The sequence below is a fragment of the Paenimyroides ceti genome, assembly GCF_030409925.1.
In genome coordinates, this window is record NZ_JAUFQU010000001.1 from 2,498,110 (window position 1) to 2,512,780 (window position 14,671).

23 protein-coding genes are annotated in these 14,671 nt (G+C 41.6%); 9 read left to right on the forward strand and 14 right to left on the reverse strand.

The genetic code is table 11. The annotated features are described in order from the left end of the window. The first annotated feature begins 279 nt into the window (after positions 1 to 279). From QW060_RS12405 to QW060_RS12440, 8 genes are all read left to right on the forward strand, one after another. A complete protein-coding gene (locus QW060_RS12405) occupies positions 280 to 1,530 on the forward strand; it encodes a site-specific integrase (RefSeq protein WP_002995959.1) in 1,251 nt (416 codons plus the stop codon). 260 nt (positions 1,531 to 1,790) lie between these two features. Further along, positions 1,791 to 1,913: a hypothetical protein gene (locus QW060_RS12410; RefSeq protein ID WP_290363859.1), complete on the forward strand. Its 123-nt coding sequence runs from the start codon at positions 1,791 to 1,793 to the stop codon at positions 1,911 to 1,913. Between the two features lie 31 nt (positions 1,914 to 1,944). Beyond that, positions 1,945 to 2,337, forward strand: coding sequence for a single-stranded DNA-binding protein (locus tag QW060_RS12415; RefSeq protein WP_002995963.1), 393 nt, complete (start codon positions 1,945 to 1,947; stop codon positions 2,335 to 2,337). Positions 2,338 to 2,379: 42 nt separating this feature from the next. Next, the gene (locus QW060_RS12420; RefSeq protein WP_002995967.1) at positions 2,380 to 3,453 is read left to right on the forward strand and encodes a DUF932 domain-containing protein; all 1,074 of its coding nucleotides are present in this window, start codon (positions 2,380 to 2,382) and stop codon (positions 3,451 to 3,453) included. 52 nt (positions 3,454 to 3,505) lie between these two features. Further along, positions 3,506 to 3,916 carry a hypothetical protein gene (locus QW060_RS12425; protein WP_002995970.1) on the forward strand — a complete coding sequence of 137 codons (411 nt, stop codon included), beginning with the start codon at positions 3,506 to 3,508 and terminating at the stop codon, positions 3,914 to 3,916. Positions 3,917 to 3,918: 2 nt separating this feature from the next. Then, on the forward strand, positions 3,919 to 4,407 hold the full coding sequence (locus QW060_RS12430) for a DUF1281 family ferredoxin-like fold protein (protein WP_002995973.1): 489 nt from the start codon (positions 3,919 to 3,921) through the stop codon (positions 4,405 to 4,407). A gap of 4 nt (positions 4,408 to 4,411) precedes the next feature. Continuing rightward, the gene (locus QW060_RS12435; RefSeq protein ID WP_002995976.1) at positions 4,412 to 4,849 is read left to right on the forward strand and encodes a hypothetical protein; all 438 of its coding nucleotides are present in this window, start codon (positions 4,412 to 4,414) and stop codon (positions 4,847 to 4,849) included. Next, positions 4,810 to 5,205, forward strand: a complete 396-nt coding sequence (locus QW060_RS12440; protein ID WP_290363860.1) for a penicillin-binding protein — start codon at positions 4,810 to 4,812, stop codon at positions 5,203 to 5,205. The genes QW060_RS12435 and QW060_RS12440 overlap by 40 nt, the downstream gene beginning before the upstream one ends. 250 nt (positions 5,206 to 5,455) lie before the next feature. Here QW060_RS12440 and QW060_RS12445 read toward each other — a convergent pair whose 3' ends face one another. The 5 genes from QW060_RS12445 to QW060_RS12465 form a co-directional block, all read right to left on the reverse strand. Then, on the reverse strand, positions 5,456 to 6,178 hold the full coding sequence (locus QW060_RS12445) for a response regulator (protein WP_002995984.1): 723 nt from the start codon (positions 6,176 to 6,178) through the stop codon (positions 5,456 to 5,458). Between the two features lie 280 nt (positions 6,179 to 6,458). Beyond that, on the reverse strand, positions 6,459 to 6,704 hold the full coding sequence (locus tag QW060_RS12450; RefSeq protein WP_430827366.1) for a helix-turn-helix domain-containing protein: 246 nt from the start codon (positions 6,702 to 6,704) through the stop codon (positions 6,459 to 6,461). 28 nt (positions 6,705 to 6,732) lie between these two features. After that, on the reverse strand, positions 6,733 to 7,044 hold the full coding sequence (locus tag QW060_RS12455) for a helix-turn-helix domain-containing protein (RefSeq protein WP_002995989.1): 312 nt from the start codon (positions 7,042 to 7,044) through the stop codon (positions 6,733 to 6,735). Between the two features lie 174 nt (positions 7,045 to 7,218). Further along, entirely contained in the window at positions 7,219 to 7,500 is a 282-nt protein-coding gene (locus QW060_RS12460) for a hypothetical protein (RefSeq protein ID WP_002995992.1), read from the reverse strand. Positions 7,501 to 7,552: 52 nt separating this feature from the next. Continuing rightward, positions 7,553 to 8,089, reverse strand: a complete 537-nt coding sequence (locus QW060_RS12465) for a GNAT family N-acetyltransferase (RefSeq protein WP_002995995.1) — start codon at positions 8,087 to 8,089, stop codon at positions 7,553 to 7,555. 27 nt (positions 8,090 to 8,116) lie between these two features. Here QW060_RS12465 and QW060_RS12470 point away from each other — a divergent pair, with 27 nt between their 5' ends. Beyond that, entirely contained in the window at positions 8,117 to 8,248 is a 132-nt protein-coding gene (locus QW060_RS12470) for a hypothetical protein (RefSeq protein WP_290363861.1), read from the forward strand. A 73-nt stretch (positions 8,249 to 8,321) separates the two neighbouring features. On the opposite strand, the gene QW060_RS12475 is transcribed toward QW060_RS12470, so the two are convergent. From QW060_RS12475 to QW060_RS12515, 9 genes are read right to left on the reverse strand one after another with little or no spacing between them, the layout of a single operon-like run. Then, a complete protein-coding gene (locus tag QW060_RS12475) occupies positions 8,322 to 8,771 on the reverse strand; it encodes a DUF3872 domain-containing protein (RefSeq protein ID WP_002995997.1) in 450 nt (149 codons plus the stop codon). 13 nt (positions 8,772 to 8,784) lie between these two features. Then, positions 8,785 to 9,345 carry a conjugal transfer protein TraO gene (locus QW060_RS12480; RefSeq protein ID WP_002995999.1) on the reverse strand — a complete coding sequence of 187 codons (561 nt, stop codon included), beginning with the start codon at positions 9,343 to 9,345 and terminating at the stop codon, positions 8,785 to 8,787. A gap of 27 nt (positions 9,346 to 9,372) precedes the next feature. Further along, entirely contained in the window at positions 9,373 to 10,266 is an 894-nt protein-coding gene (gene traN, locus QW060_RS12485; protein ID WP_002996001.1) for a conjugative transposon protein TraN, read from the reverse strand. 23 nt (positions 10,267 to 10,289) lie between these two features. Next, positions 10,290 to 11,630 (reverse strand): conjugative transposon protein TraM, encoded by a 1,341-nt coding sequence (gene traM / locus QW060_RS12490; RefSeq protein ID WP_002996003.1) that lies wholly within the window; start codon positions 11,628 to 11,630, stop codon positions 10,290 to 10,292. Beyond that, positions 11,617 to 11,880, reverse strand: coding sequence for a nitrogen regulatory IIA protein (locus tag QW060_RS12495; protein ID WP_450091475.1), 264 nt, complete (start codon positions 11,878 to 11,880; stop codon positions 11,617 to 11,619). Before QW060_RS12495 ends, traM begins: the two co-directional genes overlap by 14 nt. 38 nt (positions 11,881 to 11,918) lie before the next feature. Continuing rightward, complete coding sequence (locus tag QW060_RS12500) at positions 11,919 to 12,353, reverse strand: hypothetical protein (RefSeq protein WP_002996007.1); 435 nt, start codon at positions 12,351 to 12,353, stop codon at positions 11,919 to 11,921. Between the two features lie 11 nt (positions 12,354 to 12,364). Then, positions 12,365 to 12,988 (reverse strand): conjugative transposon protein TraK, encoded by a 624-nt coding sequence (gene traK / locus QW060_RS12505; RefSeq protein ID WP_002996009.1) that lies wholly within the window; start codon positions 12,986 to 12,988, stop codon positions 12,365 to 12,367. Positions 12,989 to 13,013: 25 nt separating this feature from the next. Next, complete coding sequence (gene traJ, locus QW060_RS12510) at positions 13,014 to 14,009, reverse strand: conjugative transposon protein TraJ (RefSeq protein ID WP_002996010.1); 996 nt, start codon at positions 14,007 to 14,009, stop codon at positions 13,014 to 13,016. Between the two features lie 2 nt (positions 14,010 to 14,011). Beyond that, positions 14,012 to 14,644, reverse strand: a complete 633-nt coding sequence (locus tag QW060_RS12515) for a DUF4141 domain-containing protein (protein WP_002996013.1) — start codon at positions 14,642 to 14,644, stop codon at positions 14,012 to 14,014. Between the last annotated feature and the right edge of the window lie 27 nt (positions 14,645 to 14,671).

Below are 14,671 nucleotides of genomic sequence, written 5' to 3' on the forward strand. Positions count from 1 at the left end.
TTTTCACTACTTTCATTATAAAAAGATTAATAAAAAGCAAAAGTACGCAAAGCGATTAAAACCGCTACTATACAATGCTTTATAAATGTGTAGTCTTAGTTTGGAACTCGGTGTCTGATAGGTTTTGGGCTTAAATTGACAAGGTTAGGTTACTAATTCGTTACCGATTGATAAAGGCAACTATATAGCTTAACTGATTATATTTCAGTCTTTTGCACCCTTTTTTATATTCCCTTGTAACTCAATGTAATTTAATTTTAAACGTTAAACATTTGAGTTATGGAGCAGACAAAAAAATCGACGTTCAAACTGCTTTTCTATTTGAAAAAGAACGAACTGAAAAAGAACGGTAATGCCCCGGTTATGGCACGTATTACCATTGATGGAACACCGAAAACTTTCGGGACAAAGTTAGAAATTAACCCTAATAGTTGGGATTTAAAACACGGACGGGTTCAGGGCAAAAGTGCCACAGCTTTGAGCATCAACCAAAAGCTGGACAATATACGGGGACGTATCGACAAGATTTATGAAGATATGCTGAAGCACGAGGGCTTTGCAACTGCCCAAAAAGTAAAGCTCTCTTTTCTCGGTGTTGGTGTAATGGATGATGCCATATTGAAAGTTTTTAACGACCAGAATGTTGAATTTAAAAGATTGGTTGATAAAGAGGAGCGTTCACAAGGAACTTACAACAAATACATCACTGTTTACAATCATCTTACGGAATTTATAAAAGAGCGTTATCACAGGGAAGATATGGCATTTCGGGAACTGACGGCAGATTTTATCCGTGAGTTTGACTTTTACCTCCGCTACGATAAGCAATGCGCCCATAACACGGTTTGGATTTACACAATGCCTGTTATTGCTTTGGCTGAACTGGCTATCAAAAAAGGGCTGATACGTGATAATCCTTTTGAGGATTACGAAATAAGTATGGAAGAAACCGACAGAGGGTACATACTGAAAGAAGACGTTGAAAAGCTGATGATGTGTCAGGTTCCGCATAAAAGATATGAACTTGTAAAAGATATTTTTATTTTCAGTTGCTTTACAGGATTGGCTTACGCTGATATTAAGAAATTGACAAGAAGCAATATTCAATCATTCTTTGACGGTCATCAATGGATTATCAGCCGGAGAAAGAAATCTGATGTTGCTTCCAATGTTCGGTTAATGGAAATCCCTAAACGTATCATTGAGAAATATCAGGGTACAACAAGGAATGAATTTATCTTTCCGGTTCCTACCAATGCAACCTGCAATACGCACATAGGTAAATTGGTTGAAAAGGCAGAGATTATCACGGAGCAAAAAGTAACCTTTCACACCGCAAGACATACTTTTGGAACAATGTTTCTGACCGAGGGCGTACCGCTTGAAAGCCTTAGCAAAATGATGGGGCATAAAAACATTTCCACCACACAAATTTATGCTAAAATCACAAGCCAAAAAATCAGCAAGGATATGGATTTGGTTACACCGAAATTCAAAGCAATGGAAGAGGCATTTATGATGGCAATCTAATCCGCTTTTATCTAACCACAAGAAGCAGAACTTAACGGTTCTGCTTTTTTTATGCCCATACTTTTTTATTACTCCTCCTTTGTTTCAGACTATTGAAGCCTGTTCATAATTGACATAAAAATTAGGAATAGAAAATTTCCACAATCAACCGGTAAAAAGGCAGCTAAGTTATAGCGGGCAGCCATCGCACACACCCACCAATAAAAAAAACGAATGAACGGTTTCCCCCTAAAGGAACCCCCATTAAATCATTTTTTTTCTTGGTCATCGCTGTTGCCCGCTTGGATTATCTGCTTTCTTTTTTCCGGTTTTTCTTTTGGAAAATATTATGCGAAGCGGAGCAGACCACAACAGGAAGCAGGAAGCGAGAAAAGCGAACGTAACAAAATGTCAAACTTTTAAAACAGAACGATTATGAACATCATCGGACGACTAACAAGGGATGCGGAAGTAAGAACCCTTAACAACGACAAGCAAGTAGTAAACTTTTCGGTAGCGAGCAACGAAAGCTACAAGAACAAACAAGGCGAGCGTGTAGAGCAAACGACCTACTTCGATTGTGCCTACTGGCTATCTGCAAACGTGGCAAGACTGCTGACAAAAGGCACATTGGTAGAACTCACAGGGCGAGTGAATACACGAGCGTGGATAGGCAAAGACGGCGAAGCACATTCGGGGCTGAACTTTCATACCTCACAAATCAAACTGCACGGAGGTAGCAGGAGAGCCGAAACCATACAAGCTACTGCACAAGCCGAGAACAACAAGGTTACAGCACAGGGAGCAGATGACGACCTCCCATTCTAACAACGAGTATTCAATCATTTTTTAACATCAAAATTTATCAAAATGGCACATAACATTCATTTCAACGAGCAAACAGGAAAGCACAGTTTCTTTTCAGTACAGCAAAAAGCGTGGCACGGTTTGGGGCAAATCGTAGAGCAATACCCAACGAGCGAGGAAGCTATCAAATACGCAGGGTTAGATTACGATGTCGTAAAATCCCCACTGTTTACCAAAGGTTCGGGCATTATCGAAACTGCCAACGGTATAGAAATAGGTAGCACCGAATTAGAAGTACCTAACTATTTCGCTAACATACGCACCGATAACAATGCAGTATTGGGTGTAGTCGGTAAGGATTACCACATTGTACAAAATCGGGAAGCCTTTAATTTTTTTGATGCTATTGTAGGTGGTGGCGAAGGTATCCTGTACGAAACCGCAGGGGCATTGGGCAAAGGGGAACGCATCTTTATCACTGCCAAACTGCCCGATTATATCCGTGTAGGCAATGGCGATGATGTAACGGAAAAGTACATTTTTCTAACCACTTCGCACGATGGTAGCGGAAGTATTACCGCAGCATTTACGCCTATCCGTATCGTATGCCAAAACACGCTGAATGCCTCACTACGCAGTATGACCAATGTAGTCCGTATCAAACATACTTCGGGAGCAAAACAACGTATCGAGAACGCCCACAAGATTATGGGGCTTGCCAACACATTGAGCAACCAATTAGAGGGCATTTTCAATAATTGGACAAAGGTAAAAGTATCAGACCGAGAAGTAAGAAAGCTAATCCAGTTGGCACTTTGCCCGAACAAAGAAACACTTGACCTTATCAACAAAGGGGCTGACGATGAAGTTTCCACCGTGTTCAAAAACGTGGTTGATAATGCGCTTCTATATGCTATGACAGATGATGCACAACAGATGAACACGACCAAAGGGACTTTGTTCGGAGCATACAACGCTGTTACAGGCTACTTTCAGAATGTACGCAATTACAAAGATGATGAAGCCAAATTACAGAGCATTGTATTGGGTGGTACTGCCCAACTCAAATCACAGAAAGCATTTGAATTGTGTACCGCATTTGCTTTGGACGGTGCGGAAATCCTAAACCTTAATTAGATAACAACAGGCTACCGCCTTAAATGGTGGTAGCCTACTATAAAACAACAATATGAAAGCATTACATAAAATGGACAACTTAGATAAAGGCGAATTGCTTTGCAGGCTATTCCCCGAAGAAATGGCGAACATTCAGAACGCCGTAAAAAAGCAGTGCGAATACTTTCTGAAAAATGAAATTACCATTCGTGAGGGTTGGTATCAAAAGGGCTTTTTTACCGCAGAATTTTGGTACAGGCTTGTGCAGGATGCACACAGGATAATCGAGAAGAACGAGGACAAACTTCTCAAAAAACCACGCTGGTTTGCAGACCATTTTTTTGACGGATACAACGCAATATTTGCGATGCACTGCCTTATCGAATATGCACAGACAGAGGACTGTAAACCCAATCTAAAACAGGCTATACACCTAATATTCGGAAGTGAGCCTTTATTAAAAATAACCTTAAACGATAAATAATTATGCCAAATTGGTGCAACAATACGGTTGTCTTCGAGGGGAAGCCTGAAGCAATCGAACAGGTAACACAGCTATTCAAATCAATGGCTGAAAGAGAAAGGAAAGAGAATTGCGGACAACTGCCCGATTTCATAGACGACAGTAACGGCGGATATTTCTTTGAGGTTTACGAAAGCGATACGGGAATATTCAATTATCAAACAAAATGGTCGCCAAATGCGGAAGCAGTTAAGCAGATAGCCGAGCATTACAACATAGATTTCCAATTGGATTATGAGGAATTAGGTTGTTTGGTATATGGCAGGACAATGTTTTCTGACAAGCTACTCATAGATATTTATCTGGAAGACGAAGATTTTGACAGCTACGAATTAGACAAGGAAACAGACACCTACCATTTTGAGGGCAAGGAGTACGACAGCGAATGGGAAATACTCGACACTCTATTAGAACGTAAAATCGAAAATCAGTTAAACACCATTAAAATTTAGAACGATGAAACTATCCGATAAAGCGACAGCACATATTTTGGTTAAAGCCAACACCAATAGCGAATGGGATAATTGCGAGTTTGCAATTATCCATCTATCCGAAGAATGGAAACAGGAACAGGCAAAACGGCTTGCATTGGTTAAGCCGTTAGAGGGCAATCATTATTTCTGCTCAATGAACTACTATGATACGGCAGTAGATTTTTATTGCACAGGCGAAGACGATACCCCGAACATTGAAGAAATGCTAAACGATAAAGAATGGGCATTTGTGGAGCTTGACGAGGGGGAGCAGGAAATGTTTACCGCACCCGAAAACCGATTGGACTGTTACAGGCTTGTATTGCGTGCAAACGGTACAGGCTACTATACAGCATACGGCAAGCACACCAGCGAGGAATTTTGGACGGAAGAATTTTCATTAATCCAATTAACGGCTTAATCAATAAACCCCAATTTCAATTTATGACACGTTCAAATCTTCATATCAAATTGAGCAACGGCAAATCTCTTATTTGCGTTGCCGACAGCAGCAGCGCACCCGAACAGGGATATATCGTTGAAAGGCTTTTTTTGCCTTTGTTATCCCTTGACAACAGTGAGCAAGAACTCGAAATGCTTACGGAGCATTGTACAATGGATGAAAGGCGGATAAACGCAGACTACCGCTATTTAATAGACCTTACCACCAAAGAAGTAAAGTTCTTTGAAGAGCATTACAGCTACACAAAAGACACGTTCAGGAAAGGCAAGGATATAACGGAACGTTATGACGAGTATTTAAAAACCATAAGCTAAAATAGCAGCCGCCTGACCCGAAAAGTCGGGCGGCAAAAAGACAGATCCTCCCGATGGTTGGGCAGTCTTTTTGCTTTAAATTGGTGCAATCCCCTTTAGCAAAATGCGCCCTTACACAAATCCTTTCTTTTCCATTTTACCAAACAGGTTGCGACATTATTGCTTGGGATATTCATTATCCCATAATTTATTATTGGGGGATTACTTTCTTTCGTGAGTTCTGCGGAAAAGAAAGTAACAAAGAAACCTGTTATTGCGGAAACTGTTTATAGTATTCTTTTGCAATTTCGGCTACGCCAGCACTAAAATAATGTCCTCCATCATTTATAACGGTTATGGCTTTTTTAAGTTCTTCGGGGTCTGCGCCTTTCAGTATATACCCTTTTACGCCACGCTGAAGCATCTTTACTACATCCTGTACATCATCATTAATGCTAAAAGCCAGGACTTTGGTTTGCGGATATTTTTCATTCAATGCTTTAGCGGTTTCAAAACCATTCATTACCGGCATATTTATATCAACAACCATTACATCGGGAACAACTTCGATTTCCTCCATTTTTTTCATTGCCATTTTTCCATTCTCGGCTTCAAAAAGTATTTCAAAACCGAAACCCATTAGAAAATCACAAATACCCTTTCTAAGCATATCGTGGTCATCTATCATCCCTACCTTTATTATTTGTTCTTTGCTCATTTTCTTTTTGCTTAGTTTGATGAGGTTAAAAAATCCGTTGGGAGCTTTAGATAAATTCGGAGTTCGAGTAACGTAAGGTATTCCTTTATCGACCTCAATGTCCCTGACTTTAAAACGGTCAAGCCAATCTTTAAAGTGTGCTATCTCGTTAGGTTTAAAATGTACAATTTCCCCGTTTTTAAGGGATATGATAAAAACATCAATGCAGAGAGAGAACGCTGATAATTGCGTAGCAGGGTGGTCAAATTCGGGGTAAAAAATATCCTTGCCGTCCATAACTCTTAATGTTTATCAAGTTAGTGGAACCTGCAAAAAAAAGAGGCGCAGGCAACCACACTTACTGGCATTAAGGCACTGGTACGCCTGACCCCCAAATAAGCGAGCGCCCACGCCATAACGTGAGCGTTCTTACTTATTCGTTCCGGGGTTTTAAAAATTACCAGTTTCTAATGCGGAACTTAAAGCAAAAACAACTTTAAGTATTTTCTATATTTTCGACAACAAAGATACTAAACTCGTCCTTTTTTGACAGCATATAATACAAAAAAGATTACAGTCAAACAATTTTTTGTGAAATGTAATTTTGCTCCAGTATAGTCAGGATATCGCTTTCCTTATAAATAATCTTACCGCCTATTTGTATATACGGCAGTATATTATCATCACGGTACTGCTGTAAAGTGCGTTTGCTGATATGGAGCAGCTTGCACACATCTTCGCCCGAAAGGTAAATTTCTCCGTTCATTACAGGGCGGTAGTTTTTCAATATGCTTTCGATACGGGTTCTTAGCTGTGTTATCATTTCCTGATGGGCAATGATTTCTTCATTGTCATTCGTGAATAAATCCATTTTCGGCAGTATTGTACGGTTGTCCGGCTTCGAGCAAAGCCTGTACATCCGAGCGTTTATAATAATTTTTACGGTTCAGTCTGGAATAAGGCAATAACCCTTTGTCCTTATACGTCTGCAAAGTCCGCTTGGTAATGTTCATCATCAAACACACTTCCTGGTTATCGAGCCATTGCTCTTGCGCAAAAATTGGCGTGTATTTCTGCGTGGCATTTTCGGTAAGTTCCAAAAGTGCTTTCAGCTCATTCTTCATTCCGTCCAGTGCGGATTTTTGTATTGCGATTACTTCCATTGTTTGCTCAATTTTGCTATGGAAGTTGAATTTATAAAGGCTTAGTACGGCATTGGGGAAAGTTGCAGGGTTTGGCTTTGAGAGGTAGCGTTTGGCGATTTACTAAGCCGTAAATAAAAAAATCGGATAGCTTTTGGGCTATCCGATTTGCTTAAAAAATGTATGCTGTAATAACTATCTGCGTTCGGCAGGTTGTTCTATTTTTACTTCAGGTTGTTGTTTTTCTTTTTTCTCACGCCAATAAACCCACAGCGACAACAGACCGAAAATAATCAGCCCGTAAGCTATCCATTTACCGACCCTTTCCACGAATTTAATGAAAACCGAACTTTCATAAGATGAGAAGCCCTCTGCTCCCATAGGGCTGCGCCTGTAAAACTTTCTCCGGTTAATCCAGTAGCGAAGTCCCAGTCCTGCAACCAAAAATATAATACCTATTACCAATGATGCAACCATACCAAAAATACTTTATTTCCACTGTTTGAATTTACGAAAAATATCCGTGGCATTATTCAATTTCAAACTCTTTCGGATACCGAACTACACCGCTTACATTTTGCAGCGCATTTTGCGATAGTTCTATTGCCATACAGTTTTCTTCAGGAACTTCAAATGGCAGCTTTATCCCAAATTCTTTGGTCAGCTTATAGCCAAACTTAGGGTAATAGTTTTCGTGTCCTAACAGCATCACAGAGCCAAAGCCCATTTTTTTTGCTATATCGTGGGCAGCTTGTATGAGTTTGCCGCCAATACCTTTTCCCTGATAATTCGGCAACACAGCAACAGGGGCTAACGCAAGCGAGGTGTAAGTGTTTTTATCCTTGTCTTCAATATTAATTTTTGTGAGCAATATATATCCCGCAATTTGATTATCTACTTCGGCAATAAGTGATAATTCGGGGACAAACGCATCAGAATTGCGTAACCGTTCCACCAAGAACTGTTCTTTATGGTCGCTCAATTCCTCGTTTTCAAAAGCCAGGCGAATGAGTTCAAAAACTTTTTTGAAATCTTCCTTTTCTTCCTTTCTAATTTTTATTTCCATAGTCTGTAAAATCAGCAGTTTTATAAAATGCGAAAACGGCTTACCCAAAAAGGCAAGCCGCTTTCATTGTTTATGGAAATAATAACTTACTCAAATTTGGTAAACCGAAAGGATAATACCCTTTTTCATTATTGCATGGATAAGAAATTATTTCTTTAGCAACTATCGAATTTAAAATTAAAAACGGCTTACCCATCAGATAAGCCGTTATTTATGAATTGGAATACTGCTCTTAATCGCTGCTGTTAAACTGAAAAGTTATCTGCTTTTCGTTCCCGAAGCTGTCCGAAATCCAAACATCAAAAGATTGTGATACGGCAGACGTTGACGTGTAATACAGCCTGAACTGCTCCGTTGGTAACTGGTACAGGTCGTTGGGCTGATACGGCGGCTCATTGTAGTATTGCAACGTTCCCTGACCATCAAACTGGAAGTAGCGAAGAAAATACTGCGTGTTGCTGTAATTGCCTGTACGCTGTATGGTAATGCGTATTTCTACGGTTTGTCCGTTGGCAACATCTTTAGGCACTGGCATTACATTGACCTCGAAAGGAAAATTGTTCTGTATTTCGAGTTCATCATCTTTGCTGCAAGATACCAACGTAACCGAAGCTGTGAGGATTGCCAGGAATATATATAATGGCAGTAGCCCTGTTCTGAATTTATTGAATATTGCTATCATCGTTTTTTACGTTTTAAAAGTTAAACCTTAATCCCACACCTGCCGACGGTCGGAACTGTCGTAAATCCGTACCCCAAAAGACTTTTGTACGCCCTTGCAGGACTAATACAAATCGGTCAGAAAGGTACGTTTCAAAGGTCAGTCGTCCGCCAGCTCCGTAAATGAAATTGTCCTCGTCCAATATCTTCGCTCCGTCATACAACATCGGTTCGCCACGGTTGATGCTTTCATAACCTGCTACGGCGGTTATTCCGGCATTCAGCGTGATGTTCTTCCGGGCATCGCCCAAAAGGAAGAAGCTGTAACCGCCCTCGGCTGTAAAAGTTTCCTGCGGGATGCGGAGGTCTTTATAATCGTGGTATTGGTGCGTATATTCCAACGCCCAAAGCTGGTAATTGCCGTTCTTACCGTTCACGGTCATACCGATATTGATATAATAATCGTTGCCGATTTTATCATCGGACAGCACACCAACATTTACTTCCAACCCTTTCTGTTTCGGCAGCATTCGCTGTGCCTGTGTCGTTGTGATACCCATTAAAACGAGCATCACGGTATAGATATACTTTTTCATTTTATTACTGTTGTTTTAAATGGGTTATTAAAATTTCAGGTGCATATCGTCAATCAAACGAGCCTTGATTAAATCCGAATTTTCCACCTGCAATGTTTGATGCCTGCCGCCGTTCTTCTCGAAAATCTCAATCAGAAGTATCTTATCATCGGCAATGGTAAATTGGTCTAAGAGGAATACATTTTGCTCGGTAGATTTTCCTTTTATGCCGTCCAATGGTTTGTAAGTCCTAAGCGGTGTCAAAGGAATTTCCTGCACTACGGTACGTTTGGCAACCTTTTTATCCACCACTTTGAAATTGATAAAATCAATCTCAAACGGAACATTGGTTTTGTTACGCAGTTCGGTATGGAAATAGTATTTGCCGTTGTGTATGTAAATGCCTTTGAGGATAAACTGAATGCCGAAACTCTTAGCCCCGATATGCTTTACAATGCGCTTGTCTTTCTTGTAAATGGTTTCCAGTAACAAGCCTGCCAGTGAGGGCGAATTGTTGCCCAATTCTTCAAAAAGCACATCGTTTCCGTTGGTTCTATCTACTGATTTTTGCATTGTTAGCAGGTCATAGCTTGTTGCTTCAGGGTAGGAACTGTAATACACACTGAAACTGTAAAAACGTCCATCATTGGTAATTACTGAAAAATTCGTTTCCGGTTCAAAGTTCCTTACCGATGCTTTTACTCGTAGTACGTTTTCCGCATCTTCGGCTTTACCTGCAATCAGGTATTCGCTTCCCAAATCCACGTAACGAATGGCAGTCGGGAAAATCAAGTGCGAAGTTTTATCGTAGGTTACTTCCATTTTGTATGGTTCTATCTTGCCCAATGCAAGCGGAGTTCTGATGCTGTCCTGCGCAAAAGAATTTACGGCTAAGCCGATAGTCAGAGCAAATGCCCAAAGTGTTTTAAAAAGATTTTTCATTATAAAATTATTTTAGTTTAACATTATTGTTTTGATACAAGGAAGACCTGATGCCCTGCTTTGAGCGTAACCTTTGGTGTACGTACTTTCTTTGCGAAATAGCCCGAAATTCCTTGTACAATGCCTCTGCTTAAATCGGCAGCAACCTGTTGTCCGGCATTCTGCGTAAGCATCACGCTCGTTCCTCCTGTCTGGCTCATATTGCCCGCCATTTCGGTAAGTGCGTTCATTTCGGGCGAATACGGAACGTACAAGCCTTGCTGCCCGTCCAAATCGTAAATGGTAATATCTACGGGAATGATATTACCCTCCAGTTCTACCGAAGTAACCTTTAGCTGTAAACGACCGCCCTGAAACTTGGCATTCGCCGTTACGATAGTTCCTTTGGGAATGGTACGATTAGGCGTTTTGGCAGGCTCTAATAAACGAAGCCTTACGCCCGTTTCCCCAACAACGGTTTGTGCATCGTGTACGCAGGCTTTGATGCTGTTTTTCGGCTGTACCACCTGTTCAGTAGAACCTGCGGTATAGAAGCCCCTGTTTTTGGTCTGGTTTAAATCGTTCAAAAATTCGCTGTCTGTTGGCTCACGATACAAGGCTGATACGGTGTTTTTCCTTGTGGGCGTAAATGATACAAAATGCTCTTTTTGGCTGGCAGTCGAAGCTCCCGAAGCTGTACCGTTTGTGGGTGTGGCTTCTCCATTGCTGCTATTACCTTGCGGAAGATATTTTGCAGCCATTTGATAGGATTTCTCCATCAGGGCAAGCTGGTCATCTACTGTTGTTGCTTTAGGTACATCTTTATCAGCCAGTTTTTCTTTTAGCTCATCCAATTGCCTGCGGAGTTCCATTGTTTCTGCATTGTCGTTATTATAGAATGAGCCTAACGTGCTTTGTGTATTTCGGTAGCTGTTCAAGGCAGGATTGCCATAACGTCCCGAATTTCTGCCACTGCCATAGCCGTTGCTTTCTTCCTCTTCTACAAAATCTTCTTCGCTCTTGGCGTTGGCAGATGAGCTGTCCTCATTCCAATAATCGGATAGCGTGGTAAGGGCATTGCGTTTCTCCTGGTCTTTTTGTTCCAGCATTTCCTGCTCATACGCTTTGCCTTTGCTGTCGGGCATTCCTGCCCCGGTAGCTTGTGGAACAGCATCGTTCAGCCCGATGTTTTCGACCTCTTTTTTATCCTTTGACGGTTTAAAGATGAGGTACATACAGCCTAAGAAGACAATCGCCATCAAACCGAATATCAAGGGCTTTTTAAGGCGGTCTTTGCTGTTCTTTTTATCATCCAGCAGATTGGATGCTTTACTTTGGTCGCCTTCCTCAACGAGAATGCTGACCCTTTTTTCATTTTCTTTCATAAAACTGATTTTTTAAAATTGTTGATACACTATCCTGCAACCTTGCAGGATTTTTACTTTTGAGGACAGGGTTCTCGATATGCCTGATGTTGATGGTATCATTCGGCTTGCCCGTATCGTACACTACTTTGCCAATAACCCCTGCCGTAAGCAAGAGATAACCCACAAAAAAGTACAACGTGTATTGATGCTGCTTGCGCACTGGCAAAGCCCGCCAACGCTCATCGAGCTTATCAAAAAACCTGTCCATAGTTGCTCTTAATTTTTTCATACTTTAATGATTTTCGGTTATCGCATTTTAAACCGCCTTTTCGGGGAAGACAACTGTTCTTTAGGTTTGTCAGACACTTGGGCAATGGCTTCTTTCCTTGTCGGAACCGAGCTTGTAGAGAGGTCTGTCAGTTTGGATTGTTTCAATAATTGCCCGTATTGGTCTATCCTTTCAATATTCATCTTCTGTACATCAAAAAGACCGTCTTCATACTTTACCCACATATTGCATTCAACCTTTGGCTTATCATCGCCATTCCATTGCAGGTAAGTTGTCAGCATCATAATGTTGGGCAACATCGGTTTATCCATCCCATTTTTACAAGCCTCTAAAAACCTGCTGATGCTGTCTTTGATTTTGTCGGCATAAGCTGCCTCCGTTTGGAAATAACCGTCATACCCTTTATCGGTCAGCGTTTTTGCGAATGCGTCTAAATCAAGTAACTGTTTCATATCCTTAATTTTTAGCGTTCGATAACTTCGATGTCTTTGTTTTCTACTACCGCAAACTTTTCGATGTTAAATCCCTGCGGGTTGTTATCCGAACGAACGGAGTTGACGAGATAGCAGGAAGTAATCAGGTTACGGCGTGTTACGTTGCTCGAACGGATGATGAACTGTTTGGCATAGGTGCGCACTGCATAGGGGTAATTGTCGAAATTGCACACCACACTATCTACCTCAATTCGTTGCTGAACATTACCCGAAATGATACGGCTGTAATAGCCCTTTTCAGACAGGTCTTTGTAATAGTCGAAAGCTGATTTATCGGCAAGGTTGAACGCCCTGCTCATATTGCTTTCAATAGCGTTCTTATCGGGTGCAAGCGTGAAGAACAATTCGTGAAATCTCCTGACGTGTTCCCTTGCTTCCACAGGTCGGTTAATACTGGCATCCTGCGACAAGGCAAGCATCAGTGATTTGCCATTATCCAGCACATAGATTTTTTGCCTTTGTTCATTTGCAAAGCTGTACGATTTCCACACGGCAAATCCTACTACGCCTATGCAGAGAACGGCAAACACGATGGCATATAAACGTATCTGCCGAAAGCTGTTTTCTATATTTCTTAGCGTTTTAAATTCCATTTTTAAGAATGATTATTGTTTTACATTATTTTTTAAGTAACTGACCGCCGATGTTTCCAACCGTTGAACCAGCTCCGGCTCCGGCAAGGTTTCCTGCTTTCATTGCTGTTGAGTTTACATTGCGGGTAAAGTTTCCTGCGCCTCCAGCTTGGATTACCCAGCCTGTTACTGTCGGGATAGTGAAGTACCCGATGATGCCGATAATCATAAAGATGATGTACACCGTATTGGAGGTGTCGGGTATATAGGTCGGGTCTGAAAGCATTGCTATATCCTTTTCCAGTATCAGCGATTGTATCCTTGCCAGCATCGAACTGAACAAATCGGAAACAGGCAACCACAGGTAAACGCTCACATACCTCGTGAGCCACTGCGTGAGCGTGGACTGAAAGCCGTCCCATACGGAAATTGCAAAGGCAATCGGTCCGAGTATGGAGAGGACTATCAGGAAAAATGTTCTTATGGTATCAATAACCAAAGCCGCCGCCTGAAAGAGTATCTCCAGTAGATTGCGAAACCAATCCTTTATGGCTTTTTCTATTTGATAAGCACCCCTGTCCATATACATACCCGCCATCGTGCCGATGTCGGAGGGCGACCAGCCCAATTCATCCAGCTTCTTGTCAAACTCTTCGTCCGATACCATATAGGCGGTTTCGGGATTTCTGACCATTGCTTCATATTCCAGTTGGTCTTTCTGCTGTTGCAGCTTGTTCAGGTCAAGCACCTGGTCTTCGAGTATGGAATGTGTTCCCGTTACAACGGGGCTTAGCACTGCATTGATAGTTCCCAATACAATGGTTGGGAAAAACATAATGCAAAGCCCCAAAGCAAACGGGCGTAACAATGGGAACATATCAATAGGTTCGGCACGGCTTAAAGCCTGCCAAACCTTTAATGCCACATAGAATAATGCACCCAATCCCGCAAGACCTTTAGCCACTGCCGCCATATCGCCTGCAAGCGGCATCATATCGTCATAAAGCGAACGCAGGAGTTCGTGAAGATTATCCCATTCCATTGTTACCAGTATTTTTGGTTAGCAGTTCCGTATAGGTCAAGCACCCTTTTGGCATCGTTTTTCTTTTTCGCTCTCAGGTAGCTTACAGAAATATTTTTGTTGGTGTAATAGCGTACAAGACTGTGGTAGTCTTTTACTTCTTTGTACACACGGTCGATGATGTCCATACGCTCTTTGTCGTTCAGCGAAAGGCTGGATGAGGTTACGATTTGCTTCAGTTCTTTCAGCAGTTCGGTACTTTCATTGAGCAATGCGGAGTAGCCGTTACCGATAGCGGTCAGCTCTTGCGGCGAGAAATTGGGGTCGTTCATCATCTTGCCGAAATTCTGCACGTACATTTCCGAAACATCGCCTACCAGCAAAACCGTTTGCTGCACCTTACGGGCATCTTTCACAAGGTTGTTGACGGCTTTCAGCTTGTCGTAATATTCCTTGCCCTGTTCGTACACTTTCTTCACTTCGTTGAAGTTCTTAACCACATTGCTTACGGTGGAAGAAGTCTGTACGATTTCATTCGCACTGTTGAGAATGCCCGATGCAAGGTTTGCGGGGTCGGTTACTACCCATTGGGCTTTTGCGGACGGTGCAACGGCAAGCATTAGTGCCGTACACACCATAAAAAGGATTTTTTTCATTTTCTTGAAATTTTAAATTGTTAATGA

What these genes read in the sequence shown, in the direction of transcription:
- traM (WP_002996003.1), bottom strand. Translation starts at nt 11,630, where the DNA reads ATGAAAGAAAATGAAAAAAGGGTCAGCATTCTCGTTGAGGAAGGCGAC.
- QW060_RS12425 (WP_002995970.1), top strand. Translation starts at nt 3,506, where the DNA reads ATGAAAGCATTACATAAAATGGACAACTTAGATAAAGGCGAATTGCTT.
- QW060_RS12455 (WP_002995989.1), bottom strand. Translation starts at nt 7,044, where the DNA reads ATGGAAGTAATCGCAATACAAAAATCCGCACTGGACGGAATGAAGAAT.
- QW060_RS12480 (WP_002995999.1), bottom strand. Translation starts at nt 9,345, where the DNA reads ATGAAAAAGTATATCTATACCGTGATGCTCGTTTTAATGGGTATCACA.
- QW060_RS12500 (WP_002996007.1), bottom strand. Translation starts at nt 12,353, where the DNA reads ATGAAACAGTTACTTGATTTAGACGCATTCGCAAAAACGCTGACCGAT.
- QW060_RS12475 (WP_002995997.1), bottom strand. Translation starts at nt 8,771, where the DNA reads ATGATAGCAATATTCAATAAATTCAGAACAGGGCTACTGCCATTATAT.
- QW060_RS12405 (WP_002995959.1), top strand. Translation starts at nt 280, where the DNA reads ATGGAGCAGACAAAAAAATCGACGTTCAAACTGCTTTTCTATTTGAAA.
- QW060_RS12420 (WP_002995967.1), top strand. Translation starts at nt 2,380, where the DNA reads ATGGCACATAACATTCATTTCAACGAGCAAACAGGAAAGCACAGTTTC.
- traK (WP_002996009.1), bottom strand. Translation starts at nt 12,988, where the DNA reads ATGGAATTTAAAACGCTAAGAAATATAGAAAACAGCTTTCGGCAGATA.
- QW060_RS12495 (WP_450091475.1), bottom strand. Translation starts at nt 11,880, where the DNA reads ATGGACAGGTTTTTTGATAAGCTCGATGAGCGTTGGCGGGCTTTGCCA.
- QW060_RS12430 (WP_002995973.1), top strand. Translation starts at nt 3,919, where the DNA reads ATGCCAAATTGGTGCAACAATACGGTTGTCTTCGAGGGGAAGCCTGAA.
- QW060_RS12415 (WP_002995963.1), top strand. Translation starts at nt 1,945, where the DNA reads ATGAACATCATCGGACGACTAACAAGGGATGCGGAAGTAAGAACCCTT.
- QW060_RS12515 (WP_002996013.1), bottom strand. Translation starts at nt 14,644, where the DNA reads ATGAAAAAAATCCTTTTTATGGTGTGTACGGCACTAATGCTTGCCGTT.
- QW060_RS12465 (WP_002995995.1), bottom strand. Translation starts at nt 8,089, where the DNA reads ATGGAAATAAAAATTAGAAAGGAAGAAAAGGAAGATTTCAAAAAAGTT.
- QW060_RS12445 (WP_002995984.1), bottom strand. Translation starts at nt 6,178, where the DNA reads ATGGACGGCAAGGATATTTTTTACCCCGAATTTGACCACCCTGCTACG.
- QW060_RS12435 (WP_002995976.1), top strand. Translation starts at nt 4,412, where the DNA reads ATGAAACTATCCGATAAAGCGACAGCACATATTTTGGTTAAAGCCAAC.
- QW060_RS12460 (WP_002995992.1), bottom strand. Translation starts at nt 7,500, where the DNA reads ATGGTTGCATCATTGGTAATAGGTATTATATTTTTGGTTGCAGGACTG.
- traN (WP_002996001.1), bottom strand. Translation starts at nt 10,266, where the DNA reads ATGAAAAATCTTTTTAAAACACTTTGGGCATTTGCTCTGACTATCGGC.
- QW060_RS12470 (WP_290363861.1), top strand. Translation starts at nt 8,117, where the DNA reads ATGCGAAAACGGCTTACCCAAAAAGGCAAGCCGCTTTCATTGTTTATG.
- traJ (WP_002996010.1), bottom strand. Translation starts at nt 14,009, where the DNA reads ATGGAATGGGATAATCTTCACGAACTCCTGCGTTCGCTTTATGACGAT.
- QW060_RS12450 (WP_430827366.1), bottom strand. Translation starts at nt 6,704, where the DNA reads ATGATAACACAGCTAAGAACCCGTATCGAAAGCATATTGAAAAACTAC.